The sequence below is a fragment of the uncultured Arcticibacterium sp. genome, from assembly GCF_964021845.1.
GTDB lineage: Bacteria > Bacteroidota > Bacteroidia > Cytophagales > Spirosomataceae > Arcticibacterium.
On record NZ_CAXHZC010000002.1, the window covers coordinates 199,865 to 218,745 of the forward strand.

The 18,881-nt window shown below is 36.8% G+C and carries 16 protein-coding genes and 1 tRNA gene; 11 read left to right on the plus strand and 6 right to left on the minus strand.

Annotation, left to right across the window (positions count from 1 at the left end):
• Window positions 1–120 precede the first annotated feature (120 nt).
• The 6 genes from AADJ06_RS07620 (at window position 121) to AADJ06_RS07645 (ending at window position 10,227) form a co-directional block, all read left to right on the plus strand.
• Window positions 121–1,674 (plus strand): GDSL-type esterase/lipase family protein, encoded by a 1,554-nt coding sequence (locus AADJ06_RS07620; RefSeq protein ID WP_341225830.1) that lies wholly within the window; start codon window positions 121–123, stop codon window positions 1,672–1,674.
• A gap of 135 nt (window positions 1,675–1,809) precedes the next feature.
• Window positions 1,810–4,059 (plus strand): c-type cytochrome, encoded by a 2,250-nt coding sequence (locus tag AADJ06_RS07625; protein WP_341225831.1) that lies wholly within the window; start codon window positions 1,810–1,812, stop codon window positions 4,057–4,059.
• 115 nt (window positions 4,060–4,174) lie between these two features.
• Window positions 4,175–5,269 (plus strand): histidine kinase, encoded by a 1,095-nt coding sequence (locus AADJ06_RS07630; RefSeq protein WP_341225832.1) that lies wholly within the window; start codon window positions 4,175–4,177, stop codon window positions 5,267–5,269.
• Window positions 5,259–5,966, plus strand: coding sequence for a LytTR family DNA-binding domain-containing protein (locus AADJ06_RS07635; protein WP_341225833.1), 708 nt, complete (start codon window positions 5,259–5,261; stop codon window positions 5,964–5,966). Before AADJ06_RS07630 ends, AADJ06_RS07635 begins: the two co-directional genes overlap by 11 nt.
• Before the next feature lie 117 nt (window positions 5,967–6,083).
• Window positions 6,084–7,334: a hypothetical protein gene (locus AADJ06_RS07640; protein WP_341225834.1), complete on the plus strand. Its 1,251-nt coding sequence runs from the start codon at window positions 6,084–6,086 to the stop codon at window positions 7,332–7,334.
• Between the two features lie 301 nt (window positions 7,335–7,635).
• On the plus strand, window positions 7,636–10,227 hold the full coding sequence (locus tag AADJ06_RS07645) for a TonB-dependent receptor (RefSeq protein ID WP_341225835.1): 2,592 nt from the start codon (window positions 7,636–7,638) through the stop codon (window positions 10,225–10,227).
• Between the two features lie 84 nt (window positions 10,228–10,311).
• On the opposite strand, the gene AADJ06_RS07650 is transcribed toward AADJ06_RS07645, so the two are convergent.
• Complete coding sequence (locus AADJ06_RS07650; RefSeq protein WP_341225836.1) at window positions 10,312–10,716, minus strand: helix-turn-helix domain-containing protein; 405 nt, start codon at window positions 10,714–10,716, stop codon at window positions 10,312–10,314.
• A gap of 110 nt (window positions 10,717–10,826) precedes the next feature.
• Here AADJ06_RS07650 and AADJ06_RS07655 point away from each other — a divergent pair, with 110 nt between their 5' ends.
• Together AADJ06_RS07655 and AADJ06_RS07660 are read left to right on the plus strand one after the other, a co-directional pair.
• Window positions 10,827–11,690, plus strand: coding sequence for an SDR family oxidoreductase (locus AADJ06_RS07655; RefSeq protein WP_341225837.1), 864 nt, complete (start codon window positions 10,827–10,829; stop codon window positions 11,688–11,690).
• Between the two features lie 156 nt (window positions 11,691–11,846).
• A complete protein-coding gene (locus tag AADJ06_RS07660) occupies window positions 11,847–12,698 on the plus strand; it encodes a DUF1080 domain-containing protein (protein ID WP_341225838.1) in 852 nt (283 codons plus the stop codon).
• Window positions 12,699–12,730: 32 nt separating this feature from the next.
• Here the strand turns inward: AADJ06_RS07660 and AADJ06_RS07665 are convergent, their stop codons facing one another.
• A complete protein-coding gene (locus AADJ06_RS07665) occupies window positions 12,731–13,600 on the minus strand; it encodes a helix-turn-helix transcriptional regulator (RefSeq protein ID WP_341225839.1) in 870 nt (289 codons plus the stop codon).
• An 88-nt stretch (window positions 13,601–13,688) separates the two neighbouring features.
• Here AADJ06_RS07665 and AADJ06_RS07670 point away from each other — a divergent pair, with 88 nt between their 5' ends.
• A complete protein-coding gene (locus tag AADJ06_RS07670; protein ID WP_341225840.1) occupies window positions 13,689–14,039 on the plus strand; it encodes a DUF983 domain-containing protein in 351 nt (116 codons plus the stop codon).
• 139 nt (window positions 14,040–14,178) lie between these two features.
• Here AADJ06_RS07670 and AADJ06_RS07675 read toward each other — a convergent pair.
• The 4 genes from AADJ06_RS07675 to AADJ06_RS07690 form a co-directional block, all read right to left on the minus strand.
• Window positions 14,179–14,252 (minus strand) — tRNA-Arg (locus tag AADJ06_RS07675).
• Between the two features lie 81 nt (window positions 14,253–14,333).
• On the minus strand, window positions 14,334–14,639 hold the full coding sequence (gene nuoK, locus AADJ06_RS07680; RefSeq protein ID WP_341225841.1) for an NADH-quinone oxidoreductase subunit NuoK: 306 nt from the start codon (window positions 14,637–14,639) through the stop codon (window positions 14,334–14,336).
• Window positions 14,636–15,172 (minus strand): NADH-quinone oxidoreductase subunit J, encoded by a 537-nt coding sequence (locus AADJ06_RS07685; RefSeq protein WP_341225842.1) that lies wholly within the window; start codon window positions 15,170–15,172, stop codon window positions 14,636–14,638. The genes nuoK and AADJ06_RS07685 overlap by 4 nt, the downstream gene beginning before the upstream one ends.
• Window positions 15,173–16,447, minus strand: a complete 1,275-nt coding sequence (locus tag AADJ06_RS07690) for a 4Fe-4S dicluster domain-containing protein (protein WP_341225843.1) — start codon at window positions 16,445–16,447, stop codon at window positions 15,173–15,175.
• A 153-nt stretch (window positions 16,448–16,600) separates the two neighbouring features.
• Between AADJ06_RS07690 and AADJ06_RS07695 the strand changes: the two genes are divergently transcribed.
• Together AADJ06_RS07695 and AADJ06_RS07700 are read left to right on the plus strand one after the other, a co-directional pair.
• The gene (locus AADJ06_RS07695) at window positions 16,601–18,184 is read left to right on the plus strand and encodes an FAD-dependent protein (protein WP_341225844.1); all 1,584 of its coding nucleotides are present in this window, start codon (window positions 16,601–16,603) and stop codon (window positions 18,182–18,184) included.
• A 53-nt stretch (window positions 18,185–18,237) separates the two neighbouring features.
• Window positions 18,238–18,858: a CoA pyrophosphatase gene (locus AADJ06_RS07700; RefSeq protein WP_341225845.1), complete on the plus strand. Its 621-nt coding sequence runs from the start codon at window positions 18,238–18,240 to the stop codon at window positions 18,856–18,858.
• Window positions 18,859–18,881 lie beyond the last annotated feature (23 nt).

The following is an 18,881-nucleotide window of genomic DNA, read 5'->3' on the forward strand; positions in this document are numbered from 1 at the left end:
TATTGAATCGGCGAAACCTTGAGGCACAACACCTAGTGTTTTAGAAAAACTGACCACCTTATTTCATAGGTGCGGGTATAAAAGTCTAAATTCGTAACAAATTTAAACCCTACCTATTACATGAAATTACTTTCAAGCCTTTTACTCTTTCTTTCGCTTTCATCACTTTATGCTCAAGAGATAATTAAACTTTACGACGGTGTGGCACCGGGCTCAGAAAACGCAACATGGAAAGAGCAAGTTTCTACGCAAAACATGTTTAACACGGAGGTTATTTACAACGTAACTGAGCCTAGCATAATGGCCTATTTACCTCCCAAACATTTAACTACAGGTACCGCTGTGATAATAGCCCCAGGCGGAGCATTTCATACATTAAGCATTAATAGCGAAGGTATAGATGTAGCAAAATACCTGAATAGCATAGGCATAGCGGCTTTTGTTTTAAAATACAGACTAGCACCTAGTTTTACAGAAGAACCCGTAAAAGAACTGATGTCTAAAATGGGCGATTCTAAAACACTTGATGCAGAAAATGCCCCATATGTAAAAATGGCTACACAAGATGGAATAAAAGCCATGGAGTATGTTAGAGAACATGCTTCAGAAATGGAAATTGACCCTAAGAAAATTGGGTTTATGGGTTTTTCAGCTGGTGGTACTCTGGCCATGTCTGTAGCTTACTCAGCTCCGCAAAGTAGCAAACCAAACTTCTTAGCACCCATTTATGCCTATCAACCTGCCATACTTGGCTCTGAAATGCCGACAGCCAAAACACCCATCTTCATAACCGTGGCCGGCGATGACCAACTAGGCATGATGCCAATGAGCATTTCTATTTATGAAAAATGGTTTGAAGCCGCTCAACCTGCTGAACTACATATTTATGAAAAAGGTGGTCATGGTTTTGGTATGCGTCAGCAGAAACTCCCTGTAGATACATGGCATGAAAGATTTGGCGATTGGCTTTGGACACAAGGACTTAGAGATAAAATAAGACCAAGCAAGTATGAAAAACTCTATGGCCAGTGGGAAATAGCTCAAGGAAATAAAGAAGATGGAAATAAATTAAAAAATGACATGGGCGGTATTAAGAGATATGCCGACGCCAATAGAAGAGATAAAGGCAAAAAGATAAAAGCAGTATTAATAGGCGATTCTATTACAGATGCTTGGTACCGTTTAGATTCTAGTTTCTTTCAAAAAAACAATTTCATAGGCCGTGGTATTTCTAGTCAAACATCTTCACAGCTGCTTATTCGTTTCAGACAAGACGTGATTGACCTAAAACCTGAAAAAGTACTTATTCATATTGGTACCAATGACGTAGCCGAAAACACAGGCCCATATAGCCCCGATTTGACCGTAGGTAATATTGAATCCATGATTGACATTGCTCAAAAAAATGGCATAGAAGTAGTTTTAGCCTCCGTACTTCCGGCTACTAAGTTTGAATGGCGACTTGGTTTAGGTGACAAGTCTGACGAAATATTAAAATTAAACACACGCTTAAAAGCCCTAGCTGTAAGGAGAAAGCTTAAATATGTAGATTACCATACTCCATTAAAAAATAGTAACAACGGCATGAATCCAGACTTAGCAAAAGATGGTGTTCACCCAACTATGAAAGCCTATGCCACTATGGGAAAACTAGCTTCAGATGCTTTGAAATGAGAATAACCAAAGTTCAAAACCCATTCTTTGTCAAAATGGCATAAAATAATGAAGTATTGACACCAAAAAATAAAATAAGAGTCAGAAATGACGTTTATATTTGTGAGGTTTATTTAAAAAATACTTTAAGACTCTATGAAATTTCTAAAATCGAGTAAGTATCTCTTACTTCTTTTGTTCTCTCTTGCTATATTTTCTTTCACTGCCAATTTCTTTTTTGAAGAGCCCGAAATCTCACTTGATTCTTATAAGGTAGAAGAAGGTTTTGAATTAAGCCTTGTAGCTGCAGAACCGCATTTTTCAGCACCTGTCACCATGGACTTTGATAATCAAGGTAGAATATGGGTGGTAGAAATGAAAGGCTACATGCCAAACATTGAGGGTATAGGAGAAGAGGAACAAAATGGCCGAATCACCATTCTAGAAGATTTAGATAAGGATGGCAGAGTAGACCACTCCAAAGTATTTTTAGATGGCCTAGTGCTTCCACGTGCTATTGCCCATGCATACGGCGGACTTTTATACACAGATGGTCCTGCCCTTTATTTTGTCAAAATCAAAAACGATAAACCAGGAAAAAGAGTTTTAGTAGATCCTATATACGCGGATGGAGGTAATGTAGAACATCAGCCAAACGGATTGATGCTTAACATTGACAACTGGATTTATAATGCAAACACCAATTTTAGGTACCGTTTATTAAACGGAAAATGGCTTAAAGAACCAACTTCCTACAGAGGTCAATGGGGAATTTCAAAAGACAACTTTGGTAGATTATATTTCAATAATAACTCTAACCAACTTCAAGCTGACCACGTATTACCAAATACTGTCATCAGAAATCAATTTTACAAACCAACCGCTTCTATTAATCAACGTATCACAAGAAATAACCGCGTTTATCCTTTACACGCCACATCGGTTAACCGTGGATATCAAAAGGGAGTGTTAGACGAAAACGGAGTTCTTAGAAATGTAACTGCATCATGCGGCCCTGTCGTTTACAGAGGAGGACTTTTCCCTAAAGGGTATGACCAAAATGCATTTGTTTGTATTCCTGAGGCTAACCTTATAAAGCGAAACATTCTAAACTTTAACGACATCGAAATATCTGCCGAGCAGGCTTGGGATAATAAAGAATTCATAGCTTCTACAGACGAAGGCTTTAGACCTGTCAACCTTTTTAATGGCCCAGATGGTGCTATGTATATTGTAGATATGCATCGTGGTATTATCCAGCACAAAGCATTTATTTCTCAATATTTGACCGAATTGTTACTAGAAAAGAAACTGGATACACTTCAAAACGCAGGACGTATTTTAAAGGTGACGCATAAGGCGAGTACATCTCATGCTATTCCTGCAAATTTGTCAAAGCTATCTCATAAAGAGCTCATTCCTTTATTAAGCAGTTCAAATGGATGGCTAAGAGACAGAGCTCAGCAACTACTTATTAATAAGAAGAAGAAATCTGTCAAAGGTGCCTTGATGAATCTTGTGGCTATTGATAATAATTTTGCCACTCCTATTCATGCCCTTTATGTTTTGGAAGGTTTGAATTTACTTTCTTTTGAAGATTTAACTGCATTATTAAAGCAGACAGAAAATCCAGAAACCATTTCTCATATATTAAGATTAATGGAGCCATTTGCTTCGCAATCAAATATTACAAAAATGGCTGCAATCAGTACTGAAATACTTGCCAAGGCTGAGCCAATGACTGATTTGTATTTAGGGTTTTCTTTAAACCCTTGGACCAAAATTTCTCCAGCGGTATTTCAACCGTTTTTGGCTCAAATTTCTGATAGATATTCTGAAAACGAAATATTCCAAGAAGCCATTATTAGTAGCTTAGAAGGGCAAGAAGAGCTTTACCTTAAAGAGAACGCTGCCAATATTTTCTTAACGAAGAATCTCGGAAAAACTTTAGAGAATAAAGAGCAGAACAAACCAAACTCCATTTATGTAAGAGAGTCTGGAAAAGATGATGGCCGTACCAATGGCCTTAAACTTTACAGAACTATATGTGGTGCTTGCCACGGACCTGATGGTTCAGGTATAGAGGGGCTAGCCCCACCACTTAAAGACTCAGAGTATATTGACGGACCTATACACCGTTTAGCCTCTATTATTTTACATGGAATTAGTGGACCTATTCATGTAAACGGTAAGCTTTATGAGCTGAACAATGATATGCCAGCTCTGTCAAACAACAGTGAGATTTCGGACCAAGATGTAGTGGATATTACACACTTCCTTCAAAATGCTTTTGCGAAAGATTTGAAGCGAATTTCTGTTGCTGATGTAAAAAAACTAAGAGAAGACAAACCAAAAGGTGGTCTTTACACCGAAAAGGAACTATTAGAGAAGGAATTTGAGAAATAGAATTTCAAAAGCAACTTCTTCATAAAGAATAGCAAATGCCCCTAAACTAAACTTTGGGGGCATTCTGTTTATATTGCTAATAAATACCGTAATTCGGCATATCAGAATAAGCAGTATGGGGTTAAAAACAATAGGATTTCAAGAAAAACGCAGTACACGATCTATCATAACACATAGTATCGTTTGGGGTGTTTTGTTACTTTTGCCTTATATCAATTTTCTCTATGAGCCTGAAAAATGGGCTACTGCTAATAAAGGTCTTTTAGTCATGCAGGGGATTTCTACCCTGTTTTTGATGCTTTTCTTCTATTTCAATTTATATTTTTTAGGACCTAAATACCTCTCTAAAAATCGAAATTGGTTTTTCGTTTCAATCATATTTTTAGGTTTACTAATATACATTGCCCTTAACTATTATTCTTTTAATCATTTTGTACTTACTAGTCCAGAGTTTATTGAAAATCAAAGTAAAAGAAGTCCTGAAGACAGAAGTGAAAATTGGATTTGGATTCCCGTAGTGCTTGGTCCCACTTTACTTTATTCCATCAATATATTGACCAGCACCATGCTTTATTTGTTTAATGAAAGAAGAAGACAAAAAGAGCTAAACCAACTGGTAGAACTAGAAAAAACTGCTGCTGAACTAAGCATGTTAAAACTACAAATTAGCCCTCATTTCTTATTCAACACTTTGAATAATATTCGCTGGCTAGTGCGTAAAAAGTCTGATTTGTCCGAAGAGGCCATTCTTAAATTATCAGAAATACTTCGTTATATCATTTATGAAGTAAGCGATAAAAAGGTAGACATTTCTCGTGAAATAGAACACCTCAAAAACTACATTGAACTTCAAAAACTACGCTTACCAAAGAAAGGTAACGTAGCCTTTACGGTGCAAGAAAATATGGACTCGGTAGCTATACAGCCTTTACTTTTTATACATTTTGTGGAAAATGCCTTTAAATATGGAGTAGATAGTAAAAACGAACCTGATATTCAATTTGAAATTTCGACAGCAGATAACACGCTTACTTTTTCTTCTAGAAACAAAATATTAGTCACATCCAGCAATTTGTCAAATGAAGGCATCGGATTGGTCAACATCAAAAGGCGTTTGGAGCTTTTGTATCCAAATAAGTATGAACTAGCAATAAATAATGACTACAACTATTTTGAAGTCATCATGAAACTTCAGCTCCATGAAGATTAAATGCATCCTTATTGACGACGAGCCATTTGCTCTAGACATTCTGGAAGACGACCTTCTTGGCTTCGAAAACATAGAGGTTTGTGAGAAATTCTCAAGCCCTGTTGGCGTGGCTGACTATTTAAAAAACGAAAATATAGATTTAATTTTCTCAGATATTCAGATGCCTGAAATGCTCGGCACTAATTTTATAAGAGACTTAGAAAATCCACCATTAGTCATTTTCACCACAGCCTATCATCAATACGCGGTAGAAGGCTTTGAGCTAAACGCGGTAGATTATCTTCTCAAACCCATTAGAAAAGAACGGCTCGGTGCGGCTATTGAAAAAGTTGTTAATCTCATAAAGCTCAAAACAGCGGAGCCAGCTCCTGAAGAGGAAGAAAACCACATCGTAATTACTTCTGAATATAAAAAGGTTAAGCTTCTTTTCAATGAAATTATCTACATTGAAGGCTTGAAAGACTATGTCAAAATATACTTGGAAAGTAGGGTCTATCCCCTACTCACACGTAGTAATTTGAAAGGCATGGAGACTAAATTACCGGAAAGTAATTTCATCCGAATTCATAATTCCTTTATAGTTAATTCCTCAAAAATCACGGGCATTAATCTTTCAAAACTCACTTTGGGTAAAATAGAAATTCCCGTGGGAAAGAAATATATTGATAGTCCGCAGGCTCGTAGTTTATTTAGCTAAACTCCACTTTCGACCAAATATCAATTGTTTATCGTTTGGCAAAAACAGTTTTAATCCATAAATTGGTTAAACAGACCTTGCCATAAAGGCAAGTCAAATCTCATCACAATTCGCACCATGAAAAATAGCATTATTCTCCTTCTATATTTCCTAAGCATACAATTCGTGCATGCTCAGGAATCAATATTTTCAATAAATCTTCAAAGAATTATATCCAACGAGAATAACTCTCCCAAAAGTATCCACTCGTGTTCTCCTTTAGAATGGGGCCTAGAAAAATACAAATTTGACGCCAGTGATTTTACCGAATATAACATTTGTAGGTTAAACATCACATCCAGTTTTCTAAAGAAAAATGGTTATAATTTCGAAGAAGTAAAACCGCCAGCTCAACCGAATCTTAAAAGATACCTTTACTTAGACTTTTTGGTTGGTATTAAAGGGGATAAAAAAACTGTCATTCTGGATAAGAATAATAATTTCAATTTTGACGATGACAAAACATTACACTTTGATTTAAGCAATGGAGATGACCTCAGAAATAATATTGATTCGCAAATTTTAGAATACCGAATAAACCACGGTTTAAAAGAAGAGCGAGCTATTAGAATAGTCCCCTTATTATCGAACAGTCTGAACATTTCCGATAGTCTAAGAATTAATCTTATTCCATACGATGAATTGGTGGGTTACTTTGAAGTAAATGGTAAAGAATATATGCTTAGGCTGAATGTGGAGGAAGATAGATTCTTGGATGAATTTGGCAGGAATAAAAGCATACAGATTGGTTTAAAAGATAAAACCTATTTTCATATGGCTCCTATTCTTGAACTAAATCAAGACTTCATTATTGAAGATAAAATGGTGAGAGTATTTGACGTAAGCACTAACAGAGATTCTGTTAAAATTACTATTGCCCAAAGGCTAAATTTAAAAGACAACTTGTCAAACGTCACTTTAAATTTTGAAAACTTTAAAGAAACTGGGCACCTCGATGAAAAAACATATTGGCCGAGCAAAAAACGTGTCCTTATTATTTGGAAAACATCGTCTGAAGAATCCTTAGCAGCCTTAGATAACTATAATGATATACTTCTTGATTTGGAAAAGAGAATAGATCTGCGAGGCAATCTTTTTGATGAATCCGTGTATGATGTAGAAAATGCCTTACGAGGGAAAAATTTATTTTTCAAGAACTATATATATTCCTCAGAAAAGTTGCCCCTCTTATTTAATCAAATCAAGAACGGCTGCTCTCCTACCGTCTTGGTTATAGATAATTATGAAACTATATACAACCAATGTAGACCAGACTTACAAAGTCTTAGATTATTCTTAAGCGGTTTAGCTGTCCGAAATCCATTTTAATTTGAAGAATAATTGAGAATACGAGTCCATTCACATTCACTTCCTCTGAACTTTTCATTTGGTTCATGTCTAAAAAACGAGAGGAAACTTGTGGAAAATTGAAGATTAATTTTTAGAAAAAGAGACACTTCTTCTCCCAAATCCTCAAAACACATTTTCATCGGTATACACTTTTAATGTATCCGTATACACTCCCACTTTTTCATTTGTAAACAGCCTCCTTTAGGGTATTCCTTTGTCACATGGATTTAGCGAAGCACTAGGAAATTTGCCAAACCAAGACAACAGAAAACATATACAAATGAAAAATTTACTAACATTATTTCTAACTACCCTCATAGGCTTCTCGGCCTTAGCTCAGTTTCCTGGAGGAAACAGACAAGACCCAAACAAAGGGCACGTCTTCGGAAAAATTATTGATAACGAAGGAAAACCTGTGGAATTTGCCACCGTTATTATCATGAAAAGCGTACTAGACAGCACCACACAATCTCCTAAAGAAATAGTGGTGAAAGCTCAAACTTCTGAAATGAATGGAGACTTTGATTTCTCAGAATTACCCACTTTTTCAAAAATCAGTCTTAAAGTCAGTTCTGTAGGTTTTGCTACTACTGATTTCCCTATTAGGTTTGACAAACCGGACATGTCGGGTATGAAACCTAGTCAGAAGCCAGACCCTGCTATGATAGCAAAAATGATGGCTGCCTTTGAAAAAGATTTAGGAAACTTGGTTTTAGAAAATGATACACAAGTTTTAGATGCCGTAACAGTGACAGCTCAGAAAGCTTTACTGGAAATGGACATTGACAAAAAGATTTTCAATGTTGACAAGAACATTGTTACTGCTGGTGGTACTGCGGTAGATGTAATGAGAAACGTACCCTCTTTACAGGTTGATATTGACGGAAATGTAAAACTGAGAAATGCTTCGCCCACCCTATTCATTGACGGAAGGCCCACCACTTTAATGTTAAATCAAATTCCGGCAGATGCTATTGAAAAAGTGGAAGTTATCACTAATCCTTCTGCCAAATATGATGCATCTGGAAGTATGGCCGGTATTCTGAACATTGTGCTTAAAAAGAACAAAAAAAGCGGTTATAACGGCATGTTTAACATTGGAGCAGACAATTACGGTGGAGCCAACCTAATGGGTAATTTCAATGTGCGACAGGGTAAAGTGAATCTGTCTGTAATGGGAATGGGGATGCTACTAAATAATAACGTGGATGGCTATAGCCTGCGAAATAGTAATATAGGAGGCATATCTACCTCAACTTACCAAGACATTGTAAGCAATACTAAAGGTCAGTTAGGTTTCGGAAGAATAGGTTTAGACTACTATATTTCTAATAGGACTTCGGTATCTGTTGGTGGTGTGATAGGCGGTGGAAAGTTTAGCCCTGAGGAAAACATATTAATCACAAACACGGTAGAAAATAACACTAGCATGAGCAATAGGCTCTCAACTTCTACAAGAGAATTTCAGCCAACTGGTTTGCAGTTAGGTTTCAGACATGATTTCCCAAAAGCAGGTGAAGAGTTAACAATGGATTTCAATTATTTCGGTGGCTCAAATGCCAATGATGGTACTTATAGTACAACATATTTGGGCAACTCGAATGAAATAAACAGCATGCAAATTCAGAAAAATATTGGCTCGGGTACTAACAGTTTCATGACTTTTCAAACAGATTATGTTAGACCATTAAAAAATGACGGGAACATTGAACTAGGTATTAGAGCACAAATTAATACACTAGAAAATGTTAATGATAACACGCTGAAAGCCGTAGGTTCTAATGTCTTTTTACCTATAGCCTCAGCTTCTACAAATTATGAAAGCACTAATAATGTGTATGCCGCCTATCTTTCGTTGAGCGGAAAAGTAGGAACAGCGTTTTCTTATAAAGCTGGCGTAAGAGCAGAAAGCTCTTCCTATAAAGGAGACTTATTAAATACTGGTGAAAAATTCAGCAATGATTATCCTGTTAGCTTGTTCCCTTCTCTGTTTTTAAGTAAAGACCTAAGCCCAACAGACCAATTACAGTTTAGTGTAACCAGAAGAGTTAACAGACCAAACTTCTTCCAGATAATTCCATTCATTGATTATAGCGATAGCCTAAACATCACACAAGGTAACGCCGACTTAGTACCTGAATTCACCACCTCTACGGAGCTTTCATATAGTAAATCAAAAGGAACAGGTACTTTTCTTACCTCTATTTACTATAAGCACACCAACAATTTAATTACTAGATATTTAAGCCAAGAAATAAACCCGATTAGTGGCAATCTTGATTTGATTAATACTTATGTAAACGCAAACTCTAGTGAAAACTATGGTGCAGAAATAACTTATACCAATAAGATTCAAAAATGGTGGGATTTTACGGCAAATATGAACTTTTACAACTCCAGGATTAACTCAGAGAACGTAGAAACAAATTCTTCTCAAGATGCTTTATGGACCACTTTCGGAAAGATTAATAATAACTTTAGTTTGAAAAACAAATGGGTAATTCAGCTCTCCGGAGACTATCAAGGAAAAACCAATCTTCCAGTTTCTCAAGGGCAAAGCTTTGGTCCTCCTAGCACTGCTCAAAGTTCTTCTCAAGGGTATATTGAGCCATTCTACGGTGTAGATGTTGCCATCAAAAAGAGCTTTATGAAAAACGATGTCGCTTCTTTGACACTATCTGCCAATGACATTTTTCGTACCAGAGGAAATACGCAAGTATCTAATGGAGAAGATTTCTCACAAACGTATTACAGACTGAATAATCCACAGCAAATCAAATTGAATTTCTCTTTTAGATTTGGTCAAATGGATGCTAATATGTTTAAGAAAAAAGGAAACGCATCATCAATGGAAGGAATGCAAATGCAGTAAACATATTCTGTTGTCGTATATGTTTACATAATAATAAGCCATTTCAGTTTTACTGGGATGGCTTTTGCTTTTGAGCCCTAAATATCAACTAGCCTTCTGCATCATACTAAACACAGGAAGGTTTTCCATGATGTTTGTCTTTCTATGCTGCAAACCCCAAGTTACCATGGCTTCTAAAACGGTACTTAACTCCCTACCTGAATCTGTTAAAGCATACTCTACCGTTACAGGGGTGGTATTATAAACGCTTCTACTTATCACCCCATTAGCCTCTAAATCTTTCAACTCTTGCGAAAGCATTCTAGGGCTTATCTTTTCCAACTCCCTTTCTATCTCCTTAAACCGCTTTTTACCGAAAAGAAGCGTCCCAATAATCGGCATTTTCCATTTCCCTTGGAAAACATTCAGTGTATCTCTCACAGCTAAAACATAGGAAACCGGACATTTCTTTACATTTTCAAAATCTTCCACACTTCTTAAATTACTCATATTCAAATAACTATACTTTTGTATACCGATATACTAAAGTATATCACTATATTTTATATAGCAAAGGTAGACTACTTTTGAATTATCAAACAAATAAAACAACAATAATTATGATATTAGTAACGGGAGCAACCGGTGTATTAGGAAATGGAGTTATTGAAAACCTTTTAAAAACCACGCCAGCCAATAAAATAGCAGCCTTAGTAAGAGATGAATCAAAAGCTGCAAACCTAAAAGAAAAAGGTGTAAACATAAGAGTAGGTTCTTACCAAGATAAAGACGCTTTGGCTACAGCCATGAAAGGAATTAACAGAGTACTACTAATTTCTTCTAGCGACTTTAATGATAGAATCGGGCAGCATAAAAACGTAATTGACGCGGCAAAAGACGCTGAAGTAAAGCATATTTTTTATACCAGCGTAAGCATTGAAGATATGGATAACTCACCTATCAAACCACTTTTAGGCGACCATTTCGAAACTGAAAACTACATTAAAGGAAGTGGTTTGACTTATACTTTTTTGAGAAACAATCTTTACCAGGAGGTGGTACCAATGTTTGTAGGCGAAAACGTTCTTGAAACTGGAATATTCTTCCCAAGCGGTGAAGGGAAAGTAGCCTTTGTATCAAGAGCAGATTTGGCAGAAGCTACAGCAATTATTTTAACAGGCAAAGGGTATGACAATAAAATTATCGCCCTGACCGGAAGCCAAGCATATTCCTATGCAGAAATAGCTAAAGAGCTTTCAAAATTCTCGGAAAAGGAAGTAGCTTTCACTAGCCCCGAACCATCTGTATTCAGTGAAACACTTAAAGGGTTTGGTTTACCAGCACACATTGTTCAAATGTCTTCCTTATTTGCTGCTGGAATCAAAAATAAAGACTTTGAAACAACATCAAACGACCTTGAAAACCTCTTAGGTAGAGAACCAAAAAAATTAACCAACTTTTTGAGAGAGGTCTATGGTAAATAAAATCATAGATACATTTGCTTAAACGCAATCAAAGAGGTTTTAATCAAAAATTAGAACCTCTTTTCTTTTGTAGAAATGCCAAATCAAATCTTGTTTTAACCAATAATTTGAAGTTTATTGAATCCATAAATAACCTATGAAATTCAGAGTGTACCTATGAGAAAACTTATCACTATTATTTTTTGTCTGTCGCTAAGTAGTTGCTTCGCACAATCAGACGGCAAAAAGGAAGAATGGCAACAACTTTTTAACGGAAAAGACCTATCGAACTGGGATATCAAAATTCGTAACCATCCTTTAAACGATAACTATAACGAAACCTTTCAGGTCAAAAACGGTAACATAGTGGTAAACTATGATGCTTATGACGACTTCAAGAAGCAGTACGGTCACCTATTTTACAAAGGCGACTTTAGCTACTATAAAATAGCCACAGAATATAGATTTATTGGCGAACAAGCTCCAAAAGGTGAAGGCTGGGCTTTCCGAAACAGTGGTATAATGATTCATGGTCAGCCTGCAGAAACCATGGGATTAAACCAAGACTTTCCAATTTCCATTGAAGTACAGCTATTAGGTGGCTATGATGATGCCAAACCACGAACCAACTGTAATTTATGCACACCAGGAACTACGGTTTGGTATGAAGGTAAATTTGATGAGAGGCATTGCATAAGTTCAAGTATCCAAGCAGCTCCATTGAACCAGTGGGTAAGAGCAGAAGTTGAAGTATTTGGAGACTCTCTGATTCGTCATTGGGTAGATGGTAAAATAGCTATGGAATACGCAAAACCTGCCTATGGCGGCGGCGTAGTAAGTGGTTTTAACCCGGAAGACAAGCCTGACGGACACTCACTAAGCCATGGGTCTATCTCTTTGCAAAGCGAAAGCCATCCGATAGAATTTAGAAAAGTAGAACTTTTAAACCTTAAAGGATGCATGAACCCTAAGGCTAAAAACTATAAAGACTACTACATCAAGAACGATGAAACTTCTTGTACTTTCTAAACAGAAAGCTCATTTAGAAACAAATATTAAAGCTAGCCTATTTCTTTTAGGCTAGCTTTAAATTTAAAAGGACTCATGCCACCATGCTTCTTAAAAACGCGAGAAAAGTAAGAATGATTAATATAGCCCATTTCATCCGCCACTTCAGCAACGGTGCTATCGCCAAAAGTAAACAGTCTCTTACTTTCTAAAACTATCTTTTCTGAGATTAGCTGCGTAACAGTCTTATTTAAAACTCTTTTACATATTCTATTAAGATGCTTCAGTGTCATACTCATCTCAGAAGCATAAAAAGAAGGTGATTTCTCAATTTTAAAGTTTTCTTCTAGCAATAGGTTAAACCTATTAAGCTTTTCAGAGGATGTATACAAAGACCTAATTTCCGACATATGCATTCTAGAAAGTTCAATATGAATTGTATCTATAAGGTTAATGATTTTATCCTGTTTCATTGATTGCTCTCCAAGATTCTCCCTTACTAAAAGCTTGAAATAAACTTCTAAATTCTCCATTTCTTGGAGCGACAGTTTTATCTCAGAAATATGCGTAGCAGAATTATAAAAAACATAATCTTCAATTTTCTTATGCCCAAAGTAGAGCTTATAAATGTCTTGAGAATAAAAGACAATATAGCCATCAATATCAGGAGAAAGCGTCCAACCATGAATTTGACCAGGTCTCATCACAAAAAGGCTCCCAGGTTCTATATCATACGTATCTAGGTCAATTTTATGCGTGCCGCTACCAGCTGTAAATAAAACCATCAAATAGAAATCATGGCGGTGCGACTTCTCAATAAAACTATTCGCTATGAGGTGCTCTTTAAAAGTGTTAACGTATAAGTCATTTTGATACCTAAGCCTATCGAACTTCCTGATTTCATAAACTGGATACCCTTTCATAAATGTCCTAATTATGTCAAAAGTGGCGAAATATTATAGCTAACAACACCACACAGATGCCTAATTTTGTATAAAAATATAACAAACTATGTTTAAAAGCATCATTTCTGCACTTAATAACAATTGTCCTAATTGTGGTCTTGGAAAAATATTTAATGTACGCAGTGTAGTCTTCAGCTTAGGTTTTTCAGACATGAAAACCAAATGTGAAACCTGTAATTCTAAATTTGAGAAAGAGCCCGGCTTCTTCATTGGAGCCATGTATGCGAGTTACGGGCTTATCATTGCTGAAATATTCATCACATACTTCATTTCCAGTTTTTTCTTTGAAGAGTCACTTGATTTAAGAATACTTGGAATCATAACAGTAGTTTTACTACTACTAAGCTTTTTCAATTATCGATTCTCAAGAATAATTTGGCTTTATGCCTTTGGCTAAAAAAATATTAGAACCAATAGAGGCATTTTAAAGATAAGCTCATCAAAAATTCTGCGGACATAGCTCTTAAAGGACTAACGGGCTCTTGGCCAAGTCAAATACTATAAAATAATAAAAGCCCACCTTTCGGTGAGCTTTGTGACCTCGCCAGGATTCAAACCTGGAACCTCTTGAGCCGTAATCAAGTACTCTATTCAGTTGAGCTACGAAGCCATTCCACAAATAAAAAGAAATCATTTCCTTTATTTCGGACTGCAAAAGTAAGAGTATTTCTATTTTAACGCAAATACTTTCTCAATTTTTTAGCTCATCTAAAAGGTCAGGGTTAATTGTTTTATAATACTGCCTTAATTTTAAGATAATCGCGAGTGCCACAGCTACCTCAGCAGCAGCCACTATCATGATAAACAAGCTAAACAACTGCCCTTCAAAAGGGTCTGAAGCATTTCTAGCTAAGGCTACAAAATTAACATTGACAGCGTTTAGCATAAGCTCTACCCCCATTAACATCACAATAAGGTTCTTTTTGGTTATTAAAACCGCAAAGCCTAAAGCAAACAATATGGCAGAAACGTATAAAAAATAGGTACTAGCAATCATGACTTCTCTCTTTTAGCGATGTAAGATGCTCCTATTAAAACCACCAATAATAATACCCCAATCATCTCCAATAAAGCAACATGACTAGTCATAAGGTGCATTCCCAAGGCGTTTATATGATTAACAGCTCCATAGCTTTCTACAGCATTAGTAATTTTCAGATTAAAAACCATCAAACCCAATCCACCAGAAATCACCAAAGCAATTAGTAAGGATAAAAGATTATTGACATTTATTACCTCAAGGGCATCTCCTTTATTTTTTCCGTTGGCAGAAAGCATTATCCCAAAAAGAATAAGTATCAAAACACCACCCACATAAATCATTATCTGTGAAACAGCTATAAATTCGGCATTTGCCAATAAAAACAACCCTGCCACACCTAGAAGTGAAGTTAATAAGCCATAGGCTCCATAAAGGATATTCTTAGTGAAAAATAAGTAGGCTGCTCCGCCAATGGCTATCAAAGCAAAAATGCCAAAAACTATCTGAGCTAGTAAATCGGCCTCTAATATTTCCTGAAATAGCTCCATTTAATCTTTTTTAGGTTTCATGCTAGGCTTAAATGGCATTTTAGCCGCAGGTTTCTTTTCAGAAGACTCTTCGTTCTTCGGTTTCTGGGTCGGTTTAAAAGCCGGTTTAGCACTCGGAGTAAACTTTGGCGTAGCTTTTACTTCTGCTTTACTTTCTCCTACCTCCGTTTTTGGCTTCTGACTTGGTTTAAAAGCAGGCTTAGCACTCGGAGTAAACTTTGGCGTAGCTTTTACTTCTGCTTTACTTTCTCCCTCCTCCGTTTTCGGCTTCTGACTTGGTTTGAAAGCGGGCTTCGCACTCGGAATAAACTTTGGCGTAGCTTTTACTTCTGCTTTACTTTCTCCCTCCTCCGTTTTTGGCTTCTGACTTGGTTTAAAAGCTGGTTTAGCACTCGGAGTAAACTTTGGTGCAGCTTTAGCTTCCGGCTTACTGGTCGGTTTAAATACTGGCCTTGGCTTCTCGTTTCCTTCGGATGCAGGCTTCATGCCTGGTTTAAATGCAGATTTTCCTGCTGAGGGTTTGAAAACTGTTTTTTTAGGTTCAACGTCACCAGAAGGTTTTGCACTTGGCTTAAATACAGGACTTCCTGATGGCTTTGCTTTTTGTGTAGGACTAAACACTGGCCTTCCAGCTGGCTTAGTTGATGTTTCAGTTTTGGCAGCTATCTTTTGTTTTTCAGCTTTTAAAGCTTCTTTCTCTGCCACAAATTGCTCATAAAGCTCTCTCTTCTCTTGAGCTTCTTCCTCTGAAAGATTAGCAAAAGCAAAATTAAGGTCGGTTACATCTACCACAGAATAGTCGTACTCGCTATTCATAGTTAAACACTCCGTAGGACATACGGTAGTACACAAGCCACAGAAACAGCATTTAGCCATATCTATGTCAAATTTGGCAGCATGAAGACGTACAGGGGAGCCATCAGAGGTATTTCTGATGAGTTCTGGAGACTTTATAGCCTCTATGTCAATACAGTCTACCGGACAAATTTTCGCACATTTGTCGCAAACGATGCAATCATCGATTTCACAATCCAACTGATTCCTACCATGATCTGGAATATCTATTGTTTGATGAGGATATTGAATTGTGACATGACCTTTATCTAATTCAAAAAAGTCTGGATCTGATATCTGCTTTTCAGCTCGTGAAAAACGTGCGTCAGCCAAATGTTTTAGTGTAAGACTCATGCCCTTGGCAGTAGTCTTCAAACCTTTCTTGATGTTTCCGAAATAGGACATATCACAAAGATAGGACAAAGATAATTTAAATTTCATTAATCTACTAAATTGATAGACTAAGTTCTTTTAAATCTAAACTAGAAAGCCCCTTATGACGGATAAAAACTTAAAATCTCATTAAATAATTCGAAAACTGCCCGTATAAAGACCTTACCTTTGTGAAAATTTAGAGGATAAACACCTTTCAGTATGTATAAAGAATTGACCTTAGTTTTAGACCCCGAAGTAGCTCTGGATGAAGAAAACCTAAAAAGCTTTCTTGGAAAAAAGCTAAACCTTGCAGAAACCGAATTCTTCCACAGAGTAAGAAGACAGTCTGTAGATGCTAGAAAAAAACAAGTCAAAATAAATCTACAAGTAGAAGTTTCTTCCTCTCCCCTTCCTCTTAACATCGATTTTGAAAAAAAATATCAAAACGTTAGTCAAGCCAAACAAGCCATAGTTATTGGTGCTGGCCCTGCAGGTTTATTTGCCGCTTTAAGGCTAATAGAGCTCGGTATTAAACCTATAGTACTGGAAAGAGGAAAAGACGTTCAAGCCAGAAGACGAGATTTAGCTGCCATCAATAAGGACCATATCGTTAACCCTGACTCCAACTATTGTTTTGGTGAAGGTGGTGCGGGAACCTATTCTGATGGGAAACTTTATACGCGTTCGAAAAAACGAGGCGATATAAAAAGAACCTTAGAAATTTTAGTGGCACATGGTGCTACCGAACAAATTTTGGTAGATGCACATCCACACATTGGTACCAACAAACTCCCAAAAGTAGTTTCAGAATTGAGAGAAAGTATTTTAGGTGCTGGAGGCGAAATTCATTTTGACACAAAGGTTACCGACTTTCTTCTAACAAATAAAGAACTTACAGGAGTACTTACAGAAAATGATGACACATACCAAGGTGTTGGCGTTATTCTGGCTACAGGTCACTCCGCAAGAGATATTTATGAGCTGCTGCATAAAAAGGGTATACTGATTGAGAATAAATCATTTGCTATGGGTGTCAGAATAGAGCACCCGCAGGGTTTTGTAGATAGCTGCCAATATCATAAAGAAGAAAGAGGCATTTTGCCTGCGGCATCATACTCTTTAGTTTCACAAACGCATTATAAAGGCATAAAAAGGGGTGTTTTTAGTTTTTGTATGTGCCCAGGAGGTTTTATAGTTCCTGCCAGTACTGCTCCCGGAGAGTTGGTAGTAAACGGTATGTCCCCATCGCGAAGAGATTCCTTTTTTGCCAACTCAGGTGTGGTGGTAACCATTAATGAGCCTGACTGGAAAGCTTTTGAACAACACGGGCCTTTGGCTGCTTTGGAGTTTCAAAAAAGTGTAGAAAAGAAAGCATGGGAAGTAGCTGTGGCCAATAGCGATACGCACGAAAAAGACTGTCAATTAGCTCCCGCTCAATTAATACCAGATTTCTTAAACGGAAGGGTTTCTAAAAAACTGAATGAATCTTCTTATCAACCCGGACTTGTATCTGTTGATATGAATAAAGTATTGCCACCAAACATTGCAGAGCCTTTGAAGGAAGGAATTATTGCTTTTGGCAAAAAAATGAGAGGCTATAATAGCAATCAGGGTCAATTAATTGGTATTGAAAGTAGAACATCTTCCCCTGTTAGGATTCCGAGAGACAGAGAAACCTTAGAACATTTAAGTACCAAAAGACTGTTCCCTTGTGGTGAAGGTGCTGGTTACGCAGGTGGAATTATAAGTGCAGCTATGGATGGAGAGCGTTGTGCTGAGGCACTTGTGAAAATTTATAAGTAAGTACACTTTCGCAGAGCCTTAATATTCACGAAATTTGTTTCAAACAGAAAAATTTGAAATATCATTCTTTTGTATCTTCCTTAGAAACAAAGCTTCAAAAGCCCCTACCTGGCCATGCGGAGTTCATGAAAAAGAATGGATATGACCTTAATAAAAGAGCTCAACCTGATTTTAATAGAATTAAAAAAAGTGCTGTACTAATAGCCTTTTACCCTCACAAAGAAGATATTTATCTTCCTTTGATTTTGAGACCTCCTTATGACGGAACGCATGGCGGTCAAATGGCTTTTCCTGGCGGAAGAATGGAAGATTTTGACGAGTCTTACGAGCGAACTGCTCTTAGAGAAGCCGAAGAAGAAATTGGACTTAAAGCCCTTGATGTTAACATTATTGGCACATTAACAGAGGTTTACATTGCCCCGTCCAATTATTGGGTAAAACCTATAATAGGTACATTAGATTATAAACCAAGTTTTTTCCCAGACAAAAGAGAGGTAGCTGCTATTCATCAAATACCTTGGTCTGAGTTTTCTATTCCTGAAAGGTTTCAGAAAAGAACCATTCAAGTAAGAGGAACTACCATGGTGACTTCTGGCTTTGAAATTCAAGGACAATGGATTTGGGGAGCCACCGCTCTAATGATAGCCGAACTCATGGAAGTTTTGAAAACTTGACAAAAGGCTAAGTTTAAGTATAT

Coding starts and splice junctions, on each gene's coding strand:
- AADJ06_RS07620 (WP_341225830.1), top strand. CDS start 121: ATGAAATTACTTTCAAGCCTTTTACTCTTTCTTTCGCTTTCATCACTT.
- AADJ06_RS07625 (WP_341225831.1), top strand. CDS start 1,810: ATGAAATTTCTAAAATCGAGTAAGTATCTCTTACTTCTTTTGTTCTCT.
- AADJ06_RS07630 (WP_341225832.1), top strand. CDS start 4,175: ATGGGGTTAAAAACAATAGGATTTCAAGAAAAACGCAGTACACGATCT.
- AADJ06_RS07635 (WP_341225833.1), top strand. CDS start 5,259: ATGAAGATTAAATGCATCCTTATTGACGACGAGCCATTTGCTCTAGAC.
- AADJ06_RS07640 (WP_341225834.1), top strand. CDS start 6,084: ATGAAAAATAGCATTATTCTCCTTCTATATTTCCTAAGCATACAATTC.
- AADJ06_RS07645 (WP_341225835.1), top strand. CDS start 7,636: ATGAAAAATTTACTAACATTATTTCTAACTACCCTCATAGGCTTCTCG.
- AADJ06_RS07650 (WP_341225836.1), bottom strand. CDS start 10,716: ATGAGTAATTTAAGAAGTGTGGAAGATTTTGAAAATGTAAAGAAATGT.
- AADJ06_RS07655 (WP_341225837.1), top strand. CDS start 10,827: ATGATATTAGTAACGGGAGCAACCGGTGTATTAGGAAATGGAGTTATT.
- AADJ06_RS07660 (WP_341225838.1), top strand. CDS start 11,847: ATGAGAAAACTTATCACTATTATTTTTTGTCTGTCGCTAAGTAGTTGC.
- AADJ06_RS07665 (WP_341225839.1), bottom strand. CDS start 13,600: ATGAAAGGGTATCCAGTTTATGAAATCAGGAAGTTCGATAGGCTTAGG.
- AADJ06_RS07670 (WP_341225840.1), top strand. CDS start 13,689: ATGTTTAAAAGCATCATTTCTGCACTTAATAACAATTGTCCTAATTGT.
- nuoK (WP_341225841.1), bottom strand. CDS start 14,639: ATGATTGCTAGTACCTATTTTTTATACGTTTCTGCCATATTGTTTGCT.
- AADJ06_RS07685 (WP_341225842.1), bottom strand. CDS start 15,172: ATGGAGCTATTTCAGGAAATATTAGAGGCCGATTTACTAGCTCAGATA.
- AADJ06_RS07690 (WP_341225843.1), bottom strand. CDS start 16,447: ATGAAATTTAAATTATCTTTGTCCTATCTTTGTGATATGTCCTATTTC.
- AADJ06_RS07695 (WP_341225844.1), top strand. CDS start 16,601: ATGTATAAAGAATTGACCTTAGTTTTAGACCCCGAAGTAGCTCTGGAT.